Genomic DNA, 17,514 nt, shown 5'->3' with positions numbered 1-17,514 from the left:
GCGTTTAGCCGCGTTTCGCGGCCGCCCAAGCCCGCACCGCATCGCCAAAAGCTTCAAACAACGGCCGCGACACCGGGTCTTGCGATGCATTCCATTCCGGATGCCATTGCACCGCGAGCGCAAAGCCCGGCGCGTCATCGACATAGATCGCCTCTGGCGTGCCATCTTCGGCGCGGCCCTCGATCACGATGCGCGGCCCGGGCTGGCAAATTCCCTGCCCGTGCAAGGTGTTGGTCAATACCTCATCGGCCCCGAAAAGCTGCGCAAACTTTCCGCCCGGCTCCAGAAAAACCTTGTGACGCAAGGCGAAAGCCTCTTCCAACGTGCCTTCGGGCGGCATGCGATGGTTCATCCGGCCCGGCAATTCGCGAATTTCAGGGTGCAGCGTGCCGCCCATGGCCACGTTGACCTCTTGAAAGCCACGACAGATCCCAAAGAACGGCTGACCGCGTTCGACACAGGCGCGCACCAAGGGCAGCGTGATCGCGTCGCGCGCGCGGTCGAAAGCGCCGTGTTTCTCGGTCGGTTCTTCGCCATATTCCTCGGGGTGGATGTTGGGACGCCCGCCGGTGAACAAAAACCCGTCGCAGACCTGCATCAACTCTTCAACACTGACCATCTCGGGGTCGGCGGGGATCAAGAGCGGAATGCAATTGGACACATTCGCCACCGCACAGGAATTCATCTGCCCGCCCTCATGGATCGGGTAGTGGTCGTTCAAAAGACCGCGGTTGCCAATGATCCCGACGACCGGGCGATGTGCTGCGCTTGCCATGACATGCTCCTTTGCGCACAAGCTAATGGCTCGGCGCAGATGCGCAAGGCTTTCGGCATGCGCAGCTTTTGTGCATCAACGCAGGGGTGGTTAGGCGGCGGCGACCTCGGCGGCCAGTTTGCGGATCCGCTCGACCATCGCGGCCAAACCGTTGGAGCGTTGCGCGCTCAAATGCGCATCAAGCCCCAGCCGACCCATTTCCGCCTTGGCATCCACCGCACCCACCTCGGTCACCGTCAGGCCCGAATAAAGCGCATGCAGCAACGCGATCAGCCCTTGCACGATCATCGCGTCCGACGCGCCCTCAAAATCGAACACGGCCTGCGGCCCGGTGCCATCGATCCGCGGCATCAGCCAGACTTGGCTTGCGCAGCCTTCAACCTTGGTTGCGGGCACCTTCAGCGCGTCATCCAGCGGCGGCAACGCCTTGCCCATTTCGATCACATGGCGGTAGCGGTCTTCCCAATCGTCAAGGAAGTCAAAGGTTTCGGCGATCTCTTCGAAGGCGGGGCTGGCCATGGCTCTCTCCGGTCTTGCTGCGGTGCAACATGGGTAGCCTGCACAGGCCCAGCCGTCCAGTGCGCCATGTGCCGCTTTTCAAAGCGCGCGCAATAAGCTACCCAGAGACAACCCCAAGCCGCACGACCGGAGTGCCCATGACCCTCATCCGCCGTTCCGCGCCCCTTGCCCTGCTGCTGGCCAGCGCGCTTGCCCTGTCGGCCTGTGGCTGGCGCGAAAGCCGGATCAATCCGTGGAACTGGTTCCAGAAAGAGGAGGTGGCGACAACGCTGGCTCCCAAGGAAGGCTATCCCGAGATTGCCGATGATCCGCGCGAATTGGTGGCAAGCGTGACGAAACTGGAGGTCACGCGCAGCCAAGGCGGCGCGATCGTGGCGGCAACGGGCCTGCCGCCGACCCAAGGCTGGTGGGGCGCCGATCTGCTGGCTGAAAATGACGGTGTGCCGGTTGACGGTGTGATGACCTATCGCTTCGTCGTGGCGTGGCCCAATCCCGGCAGCCCGGCCAGCCAGCGCAGTGGCCGCCCCGAATCGCGCGAGGTCACCGCGGCAGCCTTCATCAACAGCGTAAAATTGGCGGGCGTGCGCAAGATCGTGGTGATCGGTGCCGCAAACCAACGCGCGATCAGCCGCTAATCCCCAAAGATCGCGCCAAAAGCAAAGGGCGGCTCTTGCGAACCGCCCCGCTTTGGCCCCGGTGCGCGCCCATGCTGGCGCCCCGAAGCCGGTCTTCAATACTGCTCTTCGTAGTGATCAAGCATCGCGGTGAAGCTGGCCGTGCCCCGCGTTGCCCCGCCAAGGCTTTGGAAAAGCTCGGTCAATGAAGAGGCGGGCATCAGCGCCTCGAACAGATCCCAGCCCTTGGCCCCCGGATCGGCTTCAAAGCCAAGCACCTGCCCTTTGAGACCAGAGACCAGCGGCGACAGCCCGCCAGAATAGACCGAGGGCACCGAGATCGTGACTTTGCACACCGGCTGCAAGACGACCGTGCCGACCGTGCTCAGCACCTCGCGCAGCGCCATTTTGCCCGCCGTGCGGAAGGCATGGTCGGAACTGTCCACCGCATGGTGCTTGCCATCGGACAGGTTTACCGCAAGGTCCACGACCGGATGCCCCTTCGGCCCTGCCGCGAGCGCGTCACGCGCGCCCGCCTCGACCGAGGGGATATAATTGCGCGGCACCGCGCCCCCTTTGACCGTTTCGGTGAACTGGAAGCCCTCGCCCCGGCCCAAAGGTTTGACCTCAATCACCACATCGGCAAATTGCCCCGCACCGCCTGATTGCTTGCGATGGCGGTAGTGGTTCTGCCCGGGGCCTGTGATGGTTTCGCAAAGCGCTGTGCCTTGCGGCGCGGTCACCGCCTTGATGCCAAAATCGCCGTCAAGCTTTTCAAGCACCCGGCGCAGATGCAGCGGGCCTTGCGTGCCCAAAAGCGTTTTGCCGGTGATTGGGTCGGTTTGCAGCGCAAGCCCCGGATCGATTTCCATAATCTTGGGCAAAGCGGCGGCCAACCGGGTTTCATCGCGCTCGTTTTCGGGCTCAATCAACAGCGCATGGTTCGCCGCATGGCAGGCCATCCACGGCAGATTTTCCAAGCTGCCTTCGGTGGTGTAAAGCGGCGCGCCCAAAGACAGGTGATCGGTCTTCACGGTCAGGCCGATTTCACCGGGTGCCAAGGCGCCGATTTGCGTTTTGGCATCAATATCGGTGATCGAGCCGATATTCGCCCCCGCAAGTTTTGCACCCGGAGCAACGCCTTCGCCCAAAGCCCGCACCAGCACGGTTTTGCCAAGGTGTTTGACGTTATCGGCCAGCGCACCCACGGCCAAAGCCCCCACCCGCGCGGCGGTTTCCTCAACCCCCGGCACTTCATGGCGCAGGCTTTTCATCAGCCGCATCATGCCATTGCCGTGGCTCGCCGAGCCCAAAAGCGCGGGCAAAAGATCGTGATGCTGCAAGACTTTGGTCGACACCTCATAGACTTCATCGGTCATCGGGGCCTGATCTTCGATCAGTTCCGTCAGCAGCACTTCGTCGAAATCGGCCAGATGTTCCAGCAATTCGGTCCGCGCCTCTGCTTCGCGGTCCATGACCGAGGCGGGCAATTCCATCAGCGACGAGCGCGCATGATCGTGATATTCCCAAGCGCGTTCGGAAATCAGATCGACGGCGCCGATCACTTGCCCGTTTTCCCGGATCGGGATTTGACGCAGCACGATCCCATGCGGGCAGTAATTCTGCAACGCCGCCACGATTTCACTGGTGCGGTCCTGCGCGGTGTCGATTTTGTTGATGAAGATAAAGGTCGGCAGATCGGCCTCTTCCACCAGCCGCAGATAGGGTGCGACCAGCACCGCCGCCTCGGCATCGGCGGGCACGCACAAAACCACCGCGTCAGAGGCCGCCAGCATCGGGGCCAGTTGCGGCAGGTGATCGGCGCCCCCGGGCGCATCCAAGATCGCCCAGTCTTCCTCCATGAATTTAAACTTGGTCACGGCGGCATCGCCGAAAAGGACATGCTTGCGCGGCTTCCCGCCTTCAATGGTCGCCAGGGCATCGGCCAGCGTCGATTTGCCGGCCTGAGATGGGCCTACGATGGAGACGACTTTCATTTTGGGAATCCTCCTCGACTGTATCCGCGCCGCGCCAGATTGCAGGGCGCTTGTCCCTTTCATAGCGCAGCGAATCTCGCCCCACCTTGACCCATGCCAAACAGGGGCTTATCGGGCGGGTCGTGACAGACCGCCGCAGGAGAAGATGATGGCCGACCGCAAGATTCGCACGAAACTGGTGCATGAGGGCATTCGCCGCAGCCAGTATGGCGAGATGGCCGAGGCCATGTTCTTGACCCAAGGGTTTATCTACCCTTCGGCCGAGGCCGCCGAGGCGCGCTTTATCGAGGCGGGGGAGGATGAATTCATCTATGCCCGTTACGGCAACCCGACGACGCGGATGTTCGAAGACCGCATGGCTGCGATTGAGGGGACCGAGGATGCCTTTGCCTGTGCCTCTGGCATGGCGGCGATCAATGGCGCGCTGATGTGCACGCTCAAGGCGGGCGACCATGTGGTGGCCGCGCGGCAAATGTTTGGGTCATGCCTGCATGTGCTGAAGGTGCTGGCGGGCTTTGGCGTCGAGGTCACGATCATCGATGGCGCCGATCTGGAAAACTGGCGCGCCGCCGTGCGCGCCACCACCAAGATTTGTTTCTTTGAAAGCGTCTCCAACCCCGGGCTGGAGGTGATCGACATTAAAGGCGTGGCCGAAATCGCCCATGCCGTCGGTGCGCTTGTGGTGATCGACAATGCCTTTGCCTCGCCGATCTATTCGCGCGCGGTGGAGCTGGGCGCCGATGTCGTCGTCTATTCAGCCACCAAGCATATTGATGGCGGCGGGCGCGTGCTGGGCGGCGTGGTTTGTGGCACGCAGGAGTTCATTCGCGGCCCGCTCGAAACCTATGTCAAACATACCGGCGGCGCGATGAGCCCGTTCCATGCCTGGATGCTGCTGTCGGGGCTGCAAACGCTTGATCTGCGCGTGCGCGCGCAAGCCGCCAGCGCGGCGGCCGTGGCCGAAGCGGCGCAGGGGCATGCCAAACTTGCGCGCTGCGTCTATCCGGGCCTGCCCAGCCACCCGCAACATGCGCTTGCCATGGCACAAATGGGCGCGGGCGGCACGATGCTGGCGCTCGATATGGCGGGCGGTAAGGACGCGGCCTTCCGGTTCCTCAATGCGCTTGAGATCGTGTCCATTTCCAACAACCTCGGCGATGCGAAATCGATTGCCACCCATCCGGCTACGACAACACATAAAAACCTGTCCGAAGAGGAACGCAGCACCATTGGCATCACGCCGGGGCTGGTGCGCATTTCCTTCGGCATAGAGGATACCGCCGATTTGCTGGCCGATGTGATAGGCGCGCTTGACGCTGCCTGAGCCTGCGGCGCGATCTCCCTTAAAACCGGGCAAGGGGCTGTTCCCTTGCCCGCACGCCTGCACGGCCTGACGCCCTTGGCCCTTCGGCGCCGTTTCCGTTGAGGTTGGATCGGGAACGGGGGTGGCGTGAGCCCCCATAAAGGGCGCAAAGACGTCCTGAATGCAAAGGCGCGGGATCTGAAGAATTAGGTTTTTTCAACCAACGCCGCAATTTCGGGCAATAATGTCGTTTCGGCTGCAACTTTTCTTGGACATTCCCCGTCTCACTCCCATATCGAAACCATGCGCCACTGGGCGAGAGGGAGAGGCCATGAACATCCAAGGACGCATCGGAACCCCCGACACCGACGAGGCGCAAGCCGCGCTCGAAACTTTGCGCCTTTGGGCGGCAGAGGCCCATCCGGCGGAAATCACCGCGCTGGATCCGGCGATTGCGCGGCTTTTGCCCGGCGCGCCCGACAGCTACCCCGATCTGGCGCGCGACTATGATGCCGATTTTCGCCCCGATGCGGCCTATAAGGCGGCAATGCCCGATCTGCAAAACGGCCCCTCCTCGCTGATCGTTGGCGCCAAGGCGCGCATCGAACATGTGGGCATTTCCAACTTCCGCCTGCCGATCAAATACAAGCTTCGGGACGGCGGCGAAGTGGTGCTGGAAACCTCGGTCACGGGCTCGGTCAGCCTTGAGGCCGAGAAGAAGGGCATCAACATGTCGCGCATCCTGCGCAGCTTCTATGCCCATTCGGAACGTGAGTTCTCGTTCGAGGTGATGGCGGCGGCGCTGGATGATTATGTCGAAAACCTTGAAAGCTTCGACGCCCGGCTGATGATGCGCTTTTCGCTGCCGCTTCAGGTGGAAAGCCTGCGCTCAGGCCTGAGCGGCTGGCAATATTACGACATCGCGCTGGAACTGGTGGAAAGCGCGGGCGTGCGCACCAAAATCGTGCATCTGGATTTCGTCTATTCCTCGACCTGCCCCTGCTCGCTCGAACTAAGTGAAGATGCACGCATCCGCCGGGGCCGCATGGCCACGCCGCATTCGCAACGCTCGGTCGCGCGTATCTCGGCGGTGGTGGAACCGGGCCAAACCTTGTGGTTTGAAGACCTGATCGAATTGGCGCGGGCCAATGTGCCCACCGAAACGCAGGTGATGGTAAAGCGCGAAGACGAGCAGGCTTTTGCCGAACTCAATGCCGCGAACCCGATCTTTGTCGAAGATGCGGTGCGCGCCTTTGCCGCCGGGTTGATGGCAGAGCCGCGCGTGGGCGATTTTCGCGTGATTGCCAGCCACCAAGAAAGCCTGCACAGCCATGATGCGGTGGCGCTGTTGACCGAAGGCCCGACCTTCGCGCAAACGAGCCTTGATCCGCAGATGTTTGCAACGCTCATTCATCGCGGCTAACCGGGTCTGGGGGGCGCTGCCCCCCGGGATATTTCGACAAAGTCGAAGGCAAGGCCATGTTGCCGCTTCGGCTTTGCGCAAATATCCTCGGGGGTGAATTGGCGCCAAAGCGTTCAAAGGGGGCAGACAGGCCCCCTTCTTTTTACCTCGCAAAAACAAGAACAGATACAGAACATGGGCCTTTCCCTTGGCTGAACCGCAAGATAAAGTGCGGGCATGAGTATTCTGGATGATGACGACGATTTCAGCGACCTGAGCCTGTCGCAGCGCGCCATGATGGGCGCGCGCGCGGCTGTGGCGGTGCCCGATTATCTTGGCGGGCTCAACCCCGAGCAGCGCCGCGCGGTCGAGGCGATGGATGGCCCGGTGCTGATGCTGGCAGGCGCCGGCACCGGCAAAACCAAGGCGCTCACCACGCGGATCGCGCATCTGATCCATTCAGGCCGCGCGCGCCCCAATGAAATTCTGGCCGTGACCTTCACCAATAAGGCCGCGCGCGAGATGAAAGAGCGTGTGGGGCGGCTTTTGGGCCAAACGCTTGAGGGGATGCCGTGGCTTGGCACCTTTCACGCGGTTTGCGTAAAGCTCTTGCGCCGCCATGCAGAGCTTGTGGGGCTGAAGTCGAACTTCACCATTTTGGATACCGATGACCAGATCCGCCTGCTCAAGCAGTTGATCATCGCCGCCAATATGGATGAAAAGCGCTGGCCCGCGCGGCAGTTGGCCGGGCTGATCGACAGTTGGAAAAACCGCGCGCTGACGCCTGAACGGGTGCGCGGCGCGGAAACGGCGCATTTCAACAACCGTGGCAGCGAGCTTTATGCCGCCTATCAAGAGCGGCTGAAAACGCTCAACGCGGTCGATTTTGGCGATTTGCTCTTGCATATGGTGACGATCTTCCAGCGTCACGAAGATCTGCTTGCGCAATATCAACGCTGGTTCAAATACATCCTTGTCGACGAATACCAAGACACCAATACCGCGCAATATTTGTGGTTGCGGCTTTTGGCGCAGGGGCACCGCAATGTCTGCTGTGTGGGCGATGATGACCAGTCGATCTACGGCTGGCGCGGCGCCGAAGTGGGCAATATCTTGCGGTTTGAAAAGGATTTTCCGGGCGCGGTCGTGGTGCGGTTGGAACAAAACTACCGCTCCACCGAACATATTCTTGCCGCCGCTTCGGGGCTGATTGCGGCCAATAGCGACCGTTTGGGCAAAGAGCTTTGGACCGCGGAGCAGGGCGGCGAAAAGGTCCGGCTGATTGGCCATTGGGATGGCGAGGAAGAGGCGCGCTGGATCGGCGAAGAGATTGAGGCGCTGTCGCGTGGCACGCGCGGGCATGACCCTGTGCCGCTGAATGGTCAGGCGATTTTGGTCCGCGCCAGCCATCAGATGCGCGCCTTTGAGGACCGCTTTTTGACCATCGGCCTGCCCTATCGCGTGATCGGCGGCCCACGCTTTTACGAGCGCCAAGAAATTCGCGATGCGATGGCCTATTTCCGGCTCGCCGTTTCGCCCGACGACGATCTTGCGTTTGAGCGGGTGGTGAATGTGCCCAAGCGCGGTTTGGGCGACAAGGCGCAGGCGAAAATCCAGACAGAGGCGCGCACGGCGCAATCGGGCCTTGTGATGGGGGCGAAGGCCGTGTTGCAGCAGGGCGCGCTTGGCGGCAAAGCGGCGGGCGGCTTGCGCAACTTCATCGAGGGCGTCGGGCGCTGGCATGCGGCGGTGCTGGACGGCGCCGATCATGTGCGTCTGGCCGAAACAATCTTGGAGGAATCGGGCTACACCGAGATGTGGCTCAATGACAAAACGCCCGAAGCACCCGGGCGGCTTGAAAACCTCAAGGAACTCGTCAAAGCACTGGAACAGTTTGAAAACCTGCAAGGGTTTCTCGAACATGTCGCGCTGATCATGGACAATGATAAGTCTGAATCCGAAGACAAAGTCTCGATCATGACGCTTCATGCCGCCAAGGGCTTGGAATTTCCCGCCGTCTTCCTGCCTGGCTGGGAAGAGGGGCTGTTTCCGAGCCAGCGCGCTTTGGATGAAAGCGGACGACGCGCGCTAGAGGAAGAACGGCGGCTGGCCTATGTCGGCATCACCCGCGCGGAAGAGATTTGCACCATTTCTTTCGCGGGCAACCGCCGCGTCTATGGGCAATGGCAAAGCCAGCTCCCCTCGCGCTTCATTGATGAATTGCCCGCGCGCCATGTGGAGGTGCTCACCCCGCCCGGCCTTTATGGGGGCGGCGCGGGGGCGGCAGCGCAGGTCACGGGCTTTGGCAATTTGGAAAGCCGCGCCGCGCGGGCCGATGTTTATAACTCGCCGGGCTGGAAGCGGATGGAAAGCCGCGCCACGGGCGCGCCCAAACCCAAGGCGCGCACGGTGACAACCGTCGATGCGGTGGCCTTTGGCGTGGGGGATCGGGTGTTCCACGTCAAATTCGGCTATGGCGCGGTGATCGACCTAGAGGGCGATACGGCACAGGTCGAGTTTGAAAAAGCGGGCGCGAAACACGTCAAGGCCGGTTTCCTGCAACCGGCGGACAAGGCGGGCGACGTGCCGTTTTAAGCCCCGCTTATTCCGGCGCCGCCACGTCTTCGACCTTGTCGGCCATCGCCTCGGCACGGGCGGCAATCTCGGCCAATGTATCGGTGACCGTGGCAGGGATCACCGGCACTTCAACGCGCTGCGGATGCGCCTTGGCCTCGGCCAGCGCGGCCTCCAATTCTGCGATACGTTCGCGCAACTGGCGCATCGTATCCTCGGTGCCCGCGGCCTTATCAGCCAGCATCAACCCGGCCATCAGCAGCATCCGGTTTTCAGGAATGCGCCCCATCTGCCCCGTCAAGACAGAGGCTTCGGCATCCAGCATCGCAGCCGCCGCTTGCAAAAAATGCTCTTCGCCTTCTTGGCAAGAGACTTCGAAATCACGTCCACCGATGACAATACGCAAGTCAGCCATGCTCGGCCCCCTCTTGCGCCGCGCCACGCGCAGGCGCCTTGGCATGCGCCGAAACGATCGGCTCCAGCCCTGCCAGTATCTCGGCCAATTCCGCCATTTCCCACGCCCGGGCGGCGCGCAAGGCTTCCAATTCCGCCTGCATCGCCCGATTGACCAATTGCCCGTTGGCCTGACCACCGGCCTCGACCACGGCGCGGTTCACCTCGATCAATTCGCCATTGGCGCGTTTGAGCCGGTTCGCTTCGGATTGCACCGCTTCAAGCGCCTTGGTCGCCTGCGCCAAGCGCCGCTCCAGCGCGGCCAGCGTGGTTTCCTGTTTTTCGCGGATCGCGCGCACCCGCTCGGTCAATTGCGTATTGGCGGCGCGTTCGGCCTCAAGCGCGGCCTTTTCGGCGGCCAAAGCCGTGCGTTCGACCGCCAGTTCGGCCTCCAGCGCCTCGATCCGCGCGGTATCTTCGATCACCACCGGTTCGGGCGGCGGCTCCACCACCGGCTCGGCCACAGCGGCACGGCGCTCGGACAATACATCCACCCCGCGCCCAATCCGCTCGAGCGCATAAGAGATGCGGCGCTCATATTCTGCCAGTTCGGTCATTCTCTGCCTCGCGTCTCGTCCTCTACCCGTCACGGACACCTGTATCTTCCTGTCACGGGCGGGCGTCCCTGTGCAACCCCACATTGCAGGCGCGGCGAATCGCGCGCGCGCGGGCCTTCAAGGCCAGTCTAGCCGCTGCGACAATCTTGTCCCAACCTTTTGCTTCAAGCACTTGGGGGGCGCGCTTGATCTTGCCCCGATCCCTGCTATCACGGAGGCCGACCTTCCGTTCCACAAAAAGGACGCCCCTCATGGATATCGCCGCGCTGCGTGCCGCTCACCCCGACCATTGGAAGCTTGCCACCGCAATCCGCGTATTGGCGATTGATGCTGTGCAAGCGGCCAATTCCGGCCACCCCGGCATGCCGATGGGCATGGCCGATGTCGCCACGGTGCTGTATCGCAACCATCTGAAATTCGACGCGAAAGCCCCCAATTGGGCGGATCGCGACCGGTTCATTCTGTCGGCCGGCCACGGCTCGATGCTGCTTTACGCGCTGCTGTATCTGACCGGGTATGAACAGGCCACGCTGGACGAAGTGAAGAACTTCCGCCAATGGGGCGCGCGGATGGCGGGCCACCCGGAATATGGCCATCTTGAGGGCGTCGAAACCACCACCGGGCCGCTGGGCCAAGGCATTTCCACCGCCGTCGGCATGGCGATTGCCGAAAAATCGATGAAGGCGCGTTTTGGCAAAAGCGTCGTCGATCACAAGATTTGGGTGATCGCGGGCGATGGCTGTTTGATGGAAGGCATCAGCCAAGAGGCGATTGGTCTGGCGGGCAAGCAAGAGCTCGACAACCTGATCGTGCTTTGGGACAACAACAATATTACCATTGATGGCCGCGTCACCGTGTCGGACAAAACCGATCAACGCGCGCGCTTTGCCGCCTCGGGCTGGGAAGTGCTGAGCTGCGATGGCCATGACCCCGAAGATATCGACCGTGCGCTGACGGCTGCGAAAAAGGCCAAAGGCCCGGTTCTGGTCGATTGCAAAACCCTGATCGGTTTTGGCTCGCCCAACAAGGCCGACAGCTATGCCGTGCACGGTGCGCCGCTGGGGGCCGAGGAAATCGCCGCCACCCGCGAGGTGTATGGCTGGAACCACGGGCCGTTCGAAATTCCCGCCGATGTGAAAGCGGAGTGGGAAGCGATTGGGGCCAAGGGCGCTGCCGATCATGCCGAATGGACCACCCGTCTTGAGGCGCTGTCGGCCACCAAAAAGGCCGAGTTTGAACGGCAAATGTCGCATGGCGTGCCGAAAAAGCTGGCCTCGGCGATCCGCGCCTTCAAGAAAGCCAATTCCGAAGCCGCGCCGAAAGTCGCGACCCGCAAAGCCAGCGAAATGGTGCTGGGCGCGATCAACCCGGTGGTGCCCGAAACCATCGGCGGCTCGGCGGACCTGACCGGCTCGAACCTGACCAAAAGCGCGGATATCTCGGATTTCATGCCCGATAACCGCAAAGGCCGTTACATGCGCTATGGCATTCGCGAACATGCGATGGCGGCGGCGATGAACGGCATGTATCTGCACGGCGGCGTGCGCCCCTATGGCGGCACCTTCTTCTGCTTCACCGATTATGCGCGCGGCGCAATGCGGCTGTCGGCACTGATGGGGGTGCCCACCGTCTATGTGATGACCCATGACTCCATTGGCTTGGGCGAAGACGGGCCGACCCACCAACCGGTCGAGCATCTCGCAATCTGCCGCGCGACGCCCAACACTTGGACCTTCCGCCCGGCGGATGTGATCGAAACGGCAGAAGCTTGGGAATTGGCGCTGTCGTCGGAAAAGACGCCTTCGGTTCTGGCGCTCAGCCGTCAAAACCTGCCCACGTTGCGCACCACGCATAGCCAGAAAAACCTGTCGGCCCAAGGTGCCTATGTGATCGCCGAGGCGGAGGGCAAGCGCCAAGCGATCCTCATGGCGACGGGGTCCGAGGTGGAAATCGCGCTCAAAGCGCGTGACATCCTTCAGGGCGAAGCGATTGGCACCCGTGTCGTGTCGATGCCCTGCATGGAGCTGTTCGCGGCCCAGCCCGAAGCCTATCGGCGCAAAATCCTGCCGCCCGGCGCGGTGCGCGTGGCGGTGGAAGCGGCGATCCGTCAACCGTGGGATCGTTGGCTTCTGGGCGAGCGCGGGTCCGAGAAAAAGGCAGGCTTTGTGGGTATGGACGGCTTTGGCGCCTCCGCCCCGGCGGATCGTCTTTACAGCGAATTTGGCATCACCGCCGAAGCGGTGGCCGAAAAGGTGAAAGCCCTGCTGTGAGCAACGGGCCAGACCCGGATCAAACGTCAAACGGGGGGCCGGACACGGCCCCCCGTTCCATTGCCCCCACAGATCTTGCGCCGGCCGATCTTGCAGGCCCCGATATGCCTGCACCGCCCCTGCCCGCCCCGGAAAAGTCGTTGATCGGCAAGGGCATCGGGCTTTTGCTGGTAGCGCTTGTCTTTTTCACATTAATGGATGTGGCGGCGAAAAAGCTGGGCCAAACCTATGCCCCTGCGATGGTGATCTGGGCGCGGTTCGCGGTCAATCTGGCGCTCGTTTCGCTGATCTATCGGGGCAGTTTCGTGCAACATGCCCGTTCGCGCCAGCCGGGGCTGCAGCTTCTGCGCGGTGCGTTTCAAATGGCGACCGTGGCGCTTTTCTTTCTGGCGATCCGCTCAATTGGCTTGGCTGAGGCCGCCGCACTGACCGACCTGAACCCGGTGCTGATCACCTTGGGCGCGGCGCTCTTTCTGGGCGAGAAAATCGGCCCACGCCGTATGGCGGGGATTTTCGTCTCGTTCCTTGGGGCGCTGATTATCTTGCGCCCCGGCGCGGGCGTGATGGACCCAGCCGCGCTTTTCGCACTGGCAGCGGCCTTCACCTATGCAGGCGGCGCGCTGATGACCCGCGTGGTGCGCCATGACAGCACCGCCACCTCGGTCATCTGGTCGGCGGGGGTGGGCACGGTGCTGACCTCGCTTGCGCTGCCCTTCTTCTGGCAAGAAGTGGCGCCCATCGATCTGCCGCTGTTCCTTGCGGTGGGCGCGCTTGGTGCGGCGGGACAAGCGGCGCTGATCGTCGCCTTTCGACATGCCCCTGCGGGCGTTCTGGCACCTTATGGCTACCTTGGGCTGGTGCTATCATCGCTGTGGGGGTGGATTTTCTTCAACAACCTGCCCGATTTTTACACCGTGGCGGGGGCTGCCGTGATCGTTTTGGCCGGGCTTTGGGTCTGGCGGGCCGAGCGGCGCGCCGACCGCAAGGCCGATCAAATGAAAGCAGACGGGCAGATCAACGCAGACGGGCAGCGCTAAGGATCGGGCCGGGCAACGGCGCGGCTTTGCCCGGCAGCGCGGCTTGCACGATCACCACCGCCGGTTCGCCCCCGTCGATCTTGGCATTGAGCCGCAAGGGCGCCTGTCCATCCCATTCGGCCACCGCATGCCATGCCGTGACAACATTGGCGAAATCCAGCACCTTGCCCGCATTCTCGCCACGCAGAATTTCCACCTGCGCTTGCGGCACATAACGCACGATCTGCACCACGGTTTCATGCTTGAGCGGGCGACCAACCGGGGCAAGATCAATCACATACTGGCCCGCCTCTTCCCCTTGCGAGACCGCCATCGCCACCTGCGGCGGGGCCGCCGCCTGTGCGGCGATCATCCGGTCAAGCGCCCCGGCGGCGGGTGCCGTCAGCGATTGCGCGCCGCCCACGATCACCTGCGGCGTGTAAAGCGTGCGCCCGCCCGCCGCGCGGACATAGCCGCGTTGGCGCGCGGTAAAGGCGGGTTGGGCAAAGGGGTCTTCCCAGCCCAGATAATCCCAATAATCGACATGCAGCGACAGCGCGACAACATCGGGTCGCTCGGCCACCTTGGCCAAAAGCGCATCCGCTGGCGGGCAGGCCGAACAGCCTTGCGAGGTAAAAAGCTCCACCACCACCGGCGCGGGCTTGGGCGGCGCCGAGGGCGCGATCAGCGTATTGATGGCAGGTTGCGCGGCGCGGGCGCCTTGTGGCGCGGCCAAGGCACGATCCAGCGCCCGATTGAGGCTTTCGATCAGCGACGGGCCAGGCAGCGAACCGGGCGCGGGCTGGGCGATGCCGGACCCGGGGGCCATCGGCAGGCCACCGGCGCGACCCGCGGGCCCTGCCCCCCCGTCTTGCGCCTGCACCGGCGCGGCAGCGAGAAGGCCAAGAACGATCAACCCACCGATCGCGGCGCCAAGTTTCGCACTTGCCATGTTGCCTCGTTTCGTTTCGTCCGTTTTTCCTAAGAGGAACCGCCCACAAAAGCCAATCAAGGTTTTGCGATGTGTGCCCTTAAGGCCGCAGCCCCGCGCGGCGGCCTGCCCTGCGACAATTCAGTGTGCAACGGTATACAAAAAATGCTCACGCCCCCTTGATCGACTCCGCGGCATGGGGCACATACCGATCAAGACATCCTTTACAGCCACGGGAGGCCCCCAGATGACCGTTGTCACCGGCAAGGACACCGCCAAGACCCGCCGCCAGCTTAACGTCGGCGGTGCGAGCTACGCCTATTATTCGATCCCCGCCGCGCAAGAGGCGGGACTGGGCGACTTCTCGAAGCTGCCCGCCGCACTCAAAGTGGTGCTTGAAAACCTGCTGCGCTTTGAAGATGGCGGTTTTTCGGTCTCGGTCGAAGATATCAAAGCCTTTGGCGATTGGGCGAAGATGGGCGGCAAGAACCCGCGTGAAATCGCTTACCGCCCGGCGCGCGTCTTGATGCAAGACTTCACCGGCGTGCCCGCCGTGGTCGACCTTGCCGCGATGCGCGATGGGATCAAAGCGCTTGGCGGCGATGCGAAAAAGATCAACCCGCTGGTGCCGGTCGATCTGGTCATCGACCACTCGGTGATGATCGATGAATTCGGCACCCCGCGCGCCTTCCAACGCAACGTGGAGCTGGAATATCAGCGCAACATGGAGCGGTATCAGTTCCTCAAATGGGGCCAAGGCGCGTTTGAAAACTTCCGCGTGGTGCCGCCGGGCACCGGCATTTGCCACCAAGTGAACGTGGAATATCTGGCGCAAACCGTTTGGACCGACACAGACCAAAACGGCGATATGGTCGCCTATCCCGATACGCTGGTGGGCACCGACAGCCACACCACCATGGTCAACGGCATGGCCGTTCTAGGCTGGGGCGTGGGCGGGATCGAGGCCGAAGCCGCGATGCTGGGCCAGCCCGTTTCGATGCTGATCCCCGAAGTGGTGGGCTTCAAGCTGACCGGTGAAATGGTCGAAGGCTGCACCGGCACCGACCTTGTGCTGAAGGTCGTGCAAATGCTGCGCCAACATGGCGTTGTGGGCAAATTCGTCGAATTCTGGGGCCCCGGCCTTGATAAACTGCCGCTCGCGCAGCGCTCGACCATTGCCAATATGGCGCCCGAATATGGCGCGACCTGCGGCTTCTTCCCGATCGACGATGAAACCCTGCGCTACCTGCGCCAAACCGGTCGCTCCGAAGAGCGTGTCGCGCTGGTCGAAGCCTATGCCAAAGAAAACGGCTTCTGGCGCGATGCGGATTATGCGCCGATCTATTCCTCGACGCTTGAACTTGACATGTCGACCATCGTTCCGGCGATCTCGGGCCCGAAACGCCCGCAAGATTACCTGCCGCTGACCGATGCGAAAACGACCTTCGCGAAGATCGTCGCCGATTATCGCGGCGTGGATATGACCTCGGAAGGCAAGGAAATGGCCGCCGAGGGGGGCTTGCCCGTCGCGCCGAAAACCGGGCTGAAATCGGTTCCGGTCGAGGGCAAAGACTATGAAGTGGGCGATGGCTCGGTGGTGATTGCCTCGATCACGTCGTGCACCAACACGTCGAACCCCTATGTGCTGATTGGGGCGGGCCTTGTGGCGCGCAAAGCCCGCGCGCTTGGCCTTTCGCCCAAACCTTGGGTGAAAACCTCGCTCGCGCCCGGGTCGCAGGTGGTTGAAGAATATCTCAAAGCTGCCGGTCTTCAGGACGATCTGGACGCGATGGGCTTCAATATCGTGGGCTTTGGCTGCACCACCTGCATCGGCAACTCCGGCCCGCTTGGCACGCCCGAAATCTCCAAGGCGATCCACGACAATGACCTTGTCGCCGCCTCGGTTCTGTCGGGCAACCGCAACTTCGAAGGCCGCATCAGCCCCGATGTGCGCGCGAACTTCCTTGCCTCGCCGCCGCTCGTCGTGGCCTATGCGCTGGCCGGGTCGATGAACGTGGATCTGTCGTGCGAGCCGCTGGCGGAAACGCCCGACGGCAAGCCAGTCTACCTCAAAGACATCTGGCCGAGCGATGCCGAGATTGCCGATCTGGTGGAAAAATGCGTCACCCGTGAAGCCTTCATTGCGAAATACGCCGATGTGTTTAAGGGCGATGCGAACTGGCAAGGTGTCGAAACCACCGAGGGCGAAACCTACGATTGGCCCGCCGCCTCGACCTACATTCAAAACCCGCCCTATTTCCAAGGCATGGCCAAGGAACCGGGCACGATTTCGAATGTCACCGATGCGCGCGTGCTGGCGGTTCTGGGCGATATGATCACCACCGACCACATCTCCCCCGCTGGCTCGTTCAAACCCTCGACGCCCGCGGGCAAATATCTGACCGAACGCCAAGTGCAGCCGAAAGACTTCAACAGCTACGGTTCGCGCCGCGGCAACCACGAGGTCATGATGCGCGGCACCTTCGCCAATATCCGCATCAAGAACGAGATGCTTGATGGCGTCGAAGGCGGCTTCACCAAAGGCCCGAATGGCGAACAGACCACGATCTACGACGCCTCGATGGATTACCAAGCCGCAGGCACGCCCTTGGTGATTTTTGGCGGCAAGGAATATGGCGCAGGCTCGAGCCGTGACTGGGCCGCCAAAGGCACCAACCTGTTGGGTGTCAAAGCCGTGGTGGCCGAAAGCTTTGAGCGCATTCACCGCTCCAACCTGATCGGCATGGGGGTCATTCCGTTCGAGTTCACCGATGGCGCGAGCCGGAAATCTTTGGGCCTGACCGGCGATGAAGTCGTCACGATCGAGGGGCTGGAAGGCGATATCAAACCGCTTTCGCTGGTGCCCTGCACAATCAAGCGCGCCGATGGCACCGAGACCAAGATCATGCTGAAAAGCCGGATCGATACCGAGGTCGAGATCGAATATCTTAAGAACGGCGGCGTGCTGCATTACGTGCTGCGCAACCTGTCGAAAAGCTGAGGCAAGCCCAGCCACAAAGACGATCAAGGCGGCTCGCAAGAGCCGCCTTTTTCATCAGTGCTGTGGCAATTCCGCCCGGCCAAAACAAAACGGATCGGTTTA

The 17,514-nt window shown here is 62.2% G+C and carries 13 protein-coding genes; 7 read left to right on the top strand and 6 right to left on the bottom strand.

Annotated elements, in window-relative coordinates; all coding sequences use genetic code 11:
- Positions 1–4: 4 nt before the first annotated feature.
- Positions 5–775, bottom strand: coding sequence for a gamma-glutamyl-gamma-aminobutyrate hydrolase family protein (locus CKO11_RS07905; RefSeq protein WP_223635932.1), 771 nt, complete (start codon positions 773–775; stop codon positions 5–7).
- A gap of 90 nt (positions 776–865) precedes the next feature.
- Positions 866–1,294, bottom strand: coding sequence for a SufE family protein (locus CKO11_RS07900; protein ID WP_223635929.1), 429 nt, complete (start codon positions 1,292–1,294; stop codon positions 866–868).
- Between the two features lie 137 nt (positions 1,295–1,431).
- Here CKO11_RS07900 and CKO11_RS07895 point away from each other — a divergent pair, with 137 nt between their 5' ends.
- Positions 1,432–1,929, top strand: a complete 498-nt coding sequence (locus CKO11_RS07895; protein ID WP_223635911.1) for a hypothetical protein — start codon at positions 1,432–1,434, stop codon at positions 1,927–1,929.
- 95 nt (positions 1,930–2,024) lie between these two features.
- On the opposite strand, the gene CKO11_RS07890 is transcribed toward CKO11_RS07895, so the two are convergent.
- Positions 2,025–3,905, bottom strand: coding sequence for an elongation factor G (locus tag CKO11_RS07890; RefSeq protein ID WP_223635908.1), 1,881 nt, complete (start codon positions 3,903–3,905; stop codon positions 2,025–2,027).
- Positions 3,906–4,050: 145 nt separating this feature from the next.
- Here CKO11_RS07890 and metZ point away from each other — a divergent pair, with 145 nt between their 5' ends.
- The 3 genes from metZ (at position 4,051) to CKO11_RS07875 (ending at position 9,205) form a co-directional block, all read left to right on the top strand.
- Complete coding sequence (metZ, locus tag CKO11_RS07885; RefSeq protein WP_411741997.1) at positions 4,051–5,229, top strand: O-succinylhomoserine sulfhydrylase; 1,179 nt, start codon at positions 4,051–4,053, stop codon at positions 5,227–5,229.
- 310 nt (positions 5,230–5,539) lie between these two features.
- A complete protein-coding gene (folE2, locus tag CKO11_RS07880) occupies positions 5,540–6,631 on the top strand; it encodes a GTP cyclohydrolase FolE2 (RefSeq protein ID WP_223635902.1) in 1,092 nt (363 codons plus the stop codon).
- 216 nt (positions 6,632–6,847) lie between these two features.
- Positions 6,848–9,205, top strand: a complete 2,358-nt coding sequence (locus tag CKO11_RS07875; RefSeq protein WP_223635899.1) for an ATP-dependent helicase — start codon at positions 6,848–6,850, stop codon at positions 9,203–9,205.
- Positions 9,206–9,212: 7 nt separating this feature from the next.
- On the opposite strand, the gene CKO11_RS07870 is transcribed toward CKO11_RS07875, so the two are convergent.
- Entirely contained in the window at positions 9,213–9,599 is a 387-nt protein-coding gene (locus CKO11_RS07870; RefSeq protein WP_223635891.1) for a cell division protein ZapA, read from the bottom strand.
- Positions 9,592–10,194 carry a hypothetical protein gene (locus tag CKO11_RS07865; RefSeq protein ID WP_223635887.1) on the bottom strand — a complete coding sequence of 201 codons (603 nt, stop codon included), beginning with the start codon at positions 10,192–10,194 and terminating at the stop codon, positions 9,592–9,594. Before CKO11_RS07865 ends, CKO11_RS07870 begins: the two co-directional genes overlap by 8 nt.
- A 251-nt stretch (positions 10,195–10,445) precedes the next feature.
- Between CKO11_RS07865 and tkt the strand changes: the two genes are divergently transcribed.
- Positions 10,446–12,464 carry a transketolase gene (tkt, locus tag CKO11_RS07860; protein WP_223635884.1) on the top strand — a complete coding sequence of 673 codons (2,019 nt, stop codon included), beginning with the start codon at positions 10,446–10,448 and terminating at the stop codon, positions 12,462–12,464.
- A gap of 104 nt (positions 12,465–12,568) precedes the next feature.
- A complete protein-coding gene (locus tag CKO11_RS07855; protein WP_223635881.1) occupies positions 12,569–13,501 on the top strand; it encodes a DMT family transporter in 933 nt (310 codons plus the stop codon).
- On the opposite strand, the gene CKO11_RS07850 is transcribed toward CKO11_RS07855, so the two are convergent.
- A complete protein-coding gene (locus CKO11_RS07850; protein WP_223635878.1) occupies positions 13,479–14,432 on the bottom strand; it encodes a DUF1223 domain-containing protein in 954 nt (317 codons plus the stop codon). The two genes, CKO11_RS07855 and CKO11_RS07850, sit on opposite strands and share 23 nt — an antisense overlap.
- Before the next feature lie 226 nt (positions 14,433–14,658).
- Between CKO11_RS07850 and acnA the strand changes: the two genes are divergently transcribed.
- Positions 14,659–17,412: an aconitate hydratase AcnA gene (gene acnA / locus CKO11_RS07845; protein WP_223635875.1), complete on the top strand. Its 2,754-nt coding sequence runs from the start codon at positions 14,659–14,661 to the stop codon at positions 17,410–17,412.
- The last annotated feature ends 102 nt before the right edge of the window (positions 17,413–17,514 follow it).

Source organism: Rhodobacter sp. TJ_12 (genome assembly GCF_020023995.1).
In the GTDB taxonomy this organism is placed as follows: Bacteria; Pseudomonadota; Alphaproteobacteria; order Rhodobacterales; family Rhodobacteraceae; genus Rhodobacter.
Note: the sequence above shows the minus strand (reverse complement) of the source record. Positions and strands in the feature narration are given on the sequence as shown.

Coding starts and splice junctions, on each gene's coding strand:
- CKO11_RS07905 (WP_223635932.1), bottom strand. CDS start 775: ATGGCAAGCGCAGCACATCGCCCGGTCGTCGGGATCATTGGCAACCGC.
- CKO11_RS07900 (WP_223635929.1), bottom strand. CDS start 1,294: ATGGCCAGCCCCGCCTTCGAAGAGATCGCCGAAACCTTTGACTTCCTT.
- CKO11_RS07895 (WP_223635911.1), top strand. CDS start 1,432: ATGACCCTCATCCGCCGTTCCGCGCCCCTTGCCCTGCTGCTGGCCAGC.
- CKO11_RS07890 (WP_223635908.1), bottom strand. CDS start 3,905: ATGAAAGTCGTCTCCATCGTAGGCCCATCTCAGGCCGGCAAATCGACG.
- metZ (WP_411741997.1), top strand. CDS start 4,051: ATGATGGCCGACCGCAAGATTCGCACGAAACTGGTGCATGAGGGCATT.
- folE2 (WP_223635902.1), top strand. CDS start 5,540: ATGAACATCCAAGGACGCATCGGAACCCCCGACACCGACGAGGCGCAA.
- CKO11_RS07875 (WP_223635899.1), top strand. CDS start 6,848: ATGAGTATTCTGGATGATGACGACGATTTCAGCGACCTGAGCCTGTCG.
- CKO11_RS07870 (WP_223635891.1), bottom strand. CDS start 9,599: ATGGCTGACTTGCGTATTGTCATCGGTGGACGTGATTTCGAAGTCTCT.
- CKO11_RS07865 (WP_223635887.1), bottom strand. CDS start 10,194: ATGACCGAACTGGCAGAATATGAGCGCCGCATCTCTTATGCGCTCGAG.
- tkt (WP_223635884.1), top strand. CDS start 10,446: ATGGATATCGCCGCGCTGCGTGCCGCTCACCCCGACCATTGGAAGCTT.
- CKO11_RS07855 (WP_223635881.1), top strand. CDS start 12,569: ATGCCTGCACCGCCCCTGCCCGCCCCGGAAAAGTCGTTGATCGGCAAG.
- CKO11_RS07850 (WP_223635878.1), bottom strand. CDS start 14,432: ATGGCAAGTGCGAAACTTGGCGCCGCGATCGGTGGGTTGATCGTTCTT.
- acnA (WP_223635875.1), top strand. CDS start 14,659: ATGACCGTTGTCACCGGCAAGGACACCGCCAAGACCCGCCGCCAGCTT.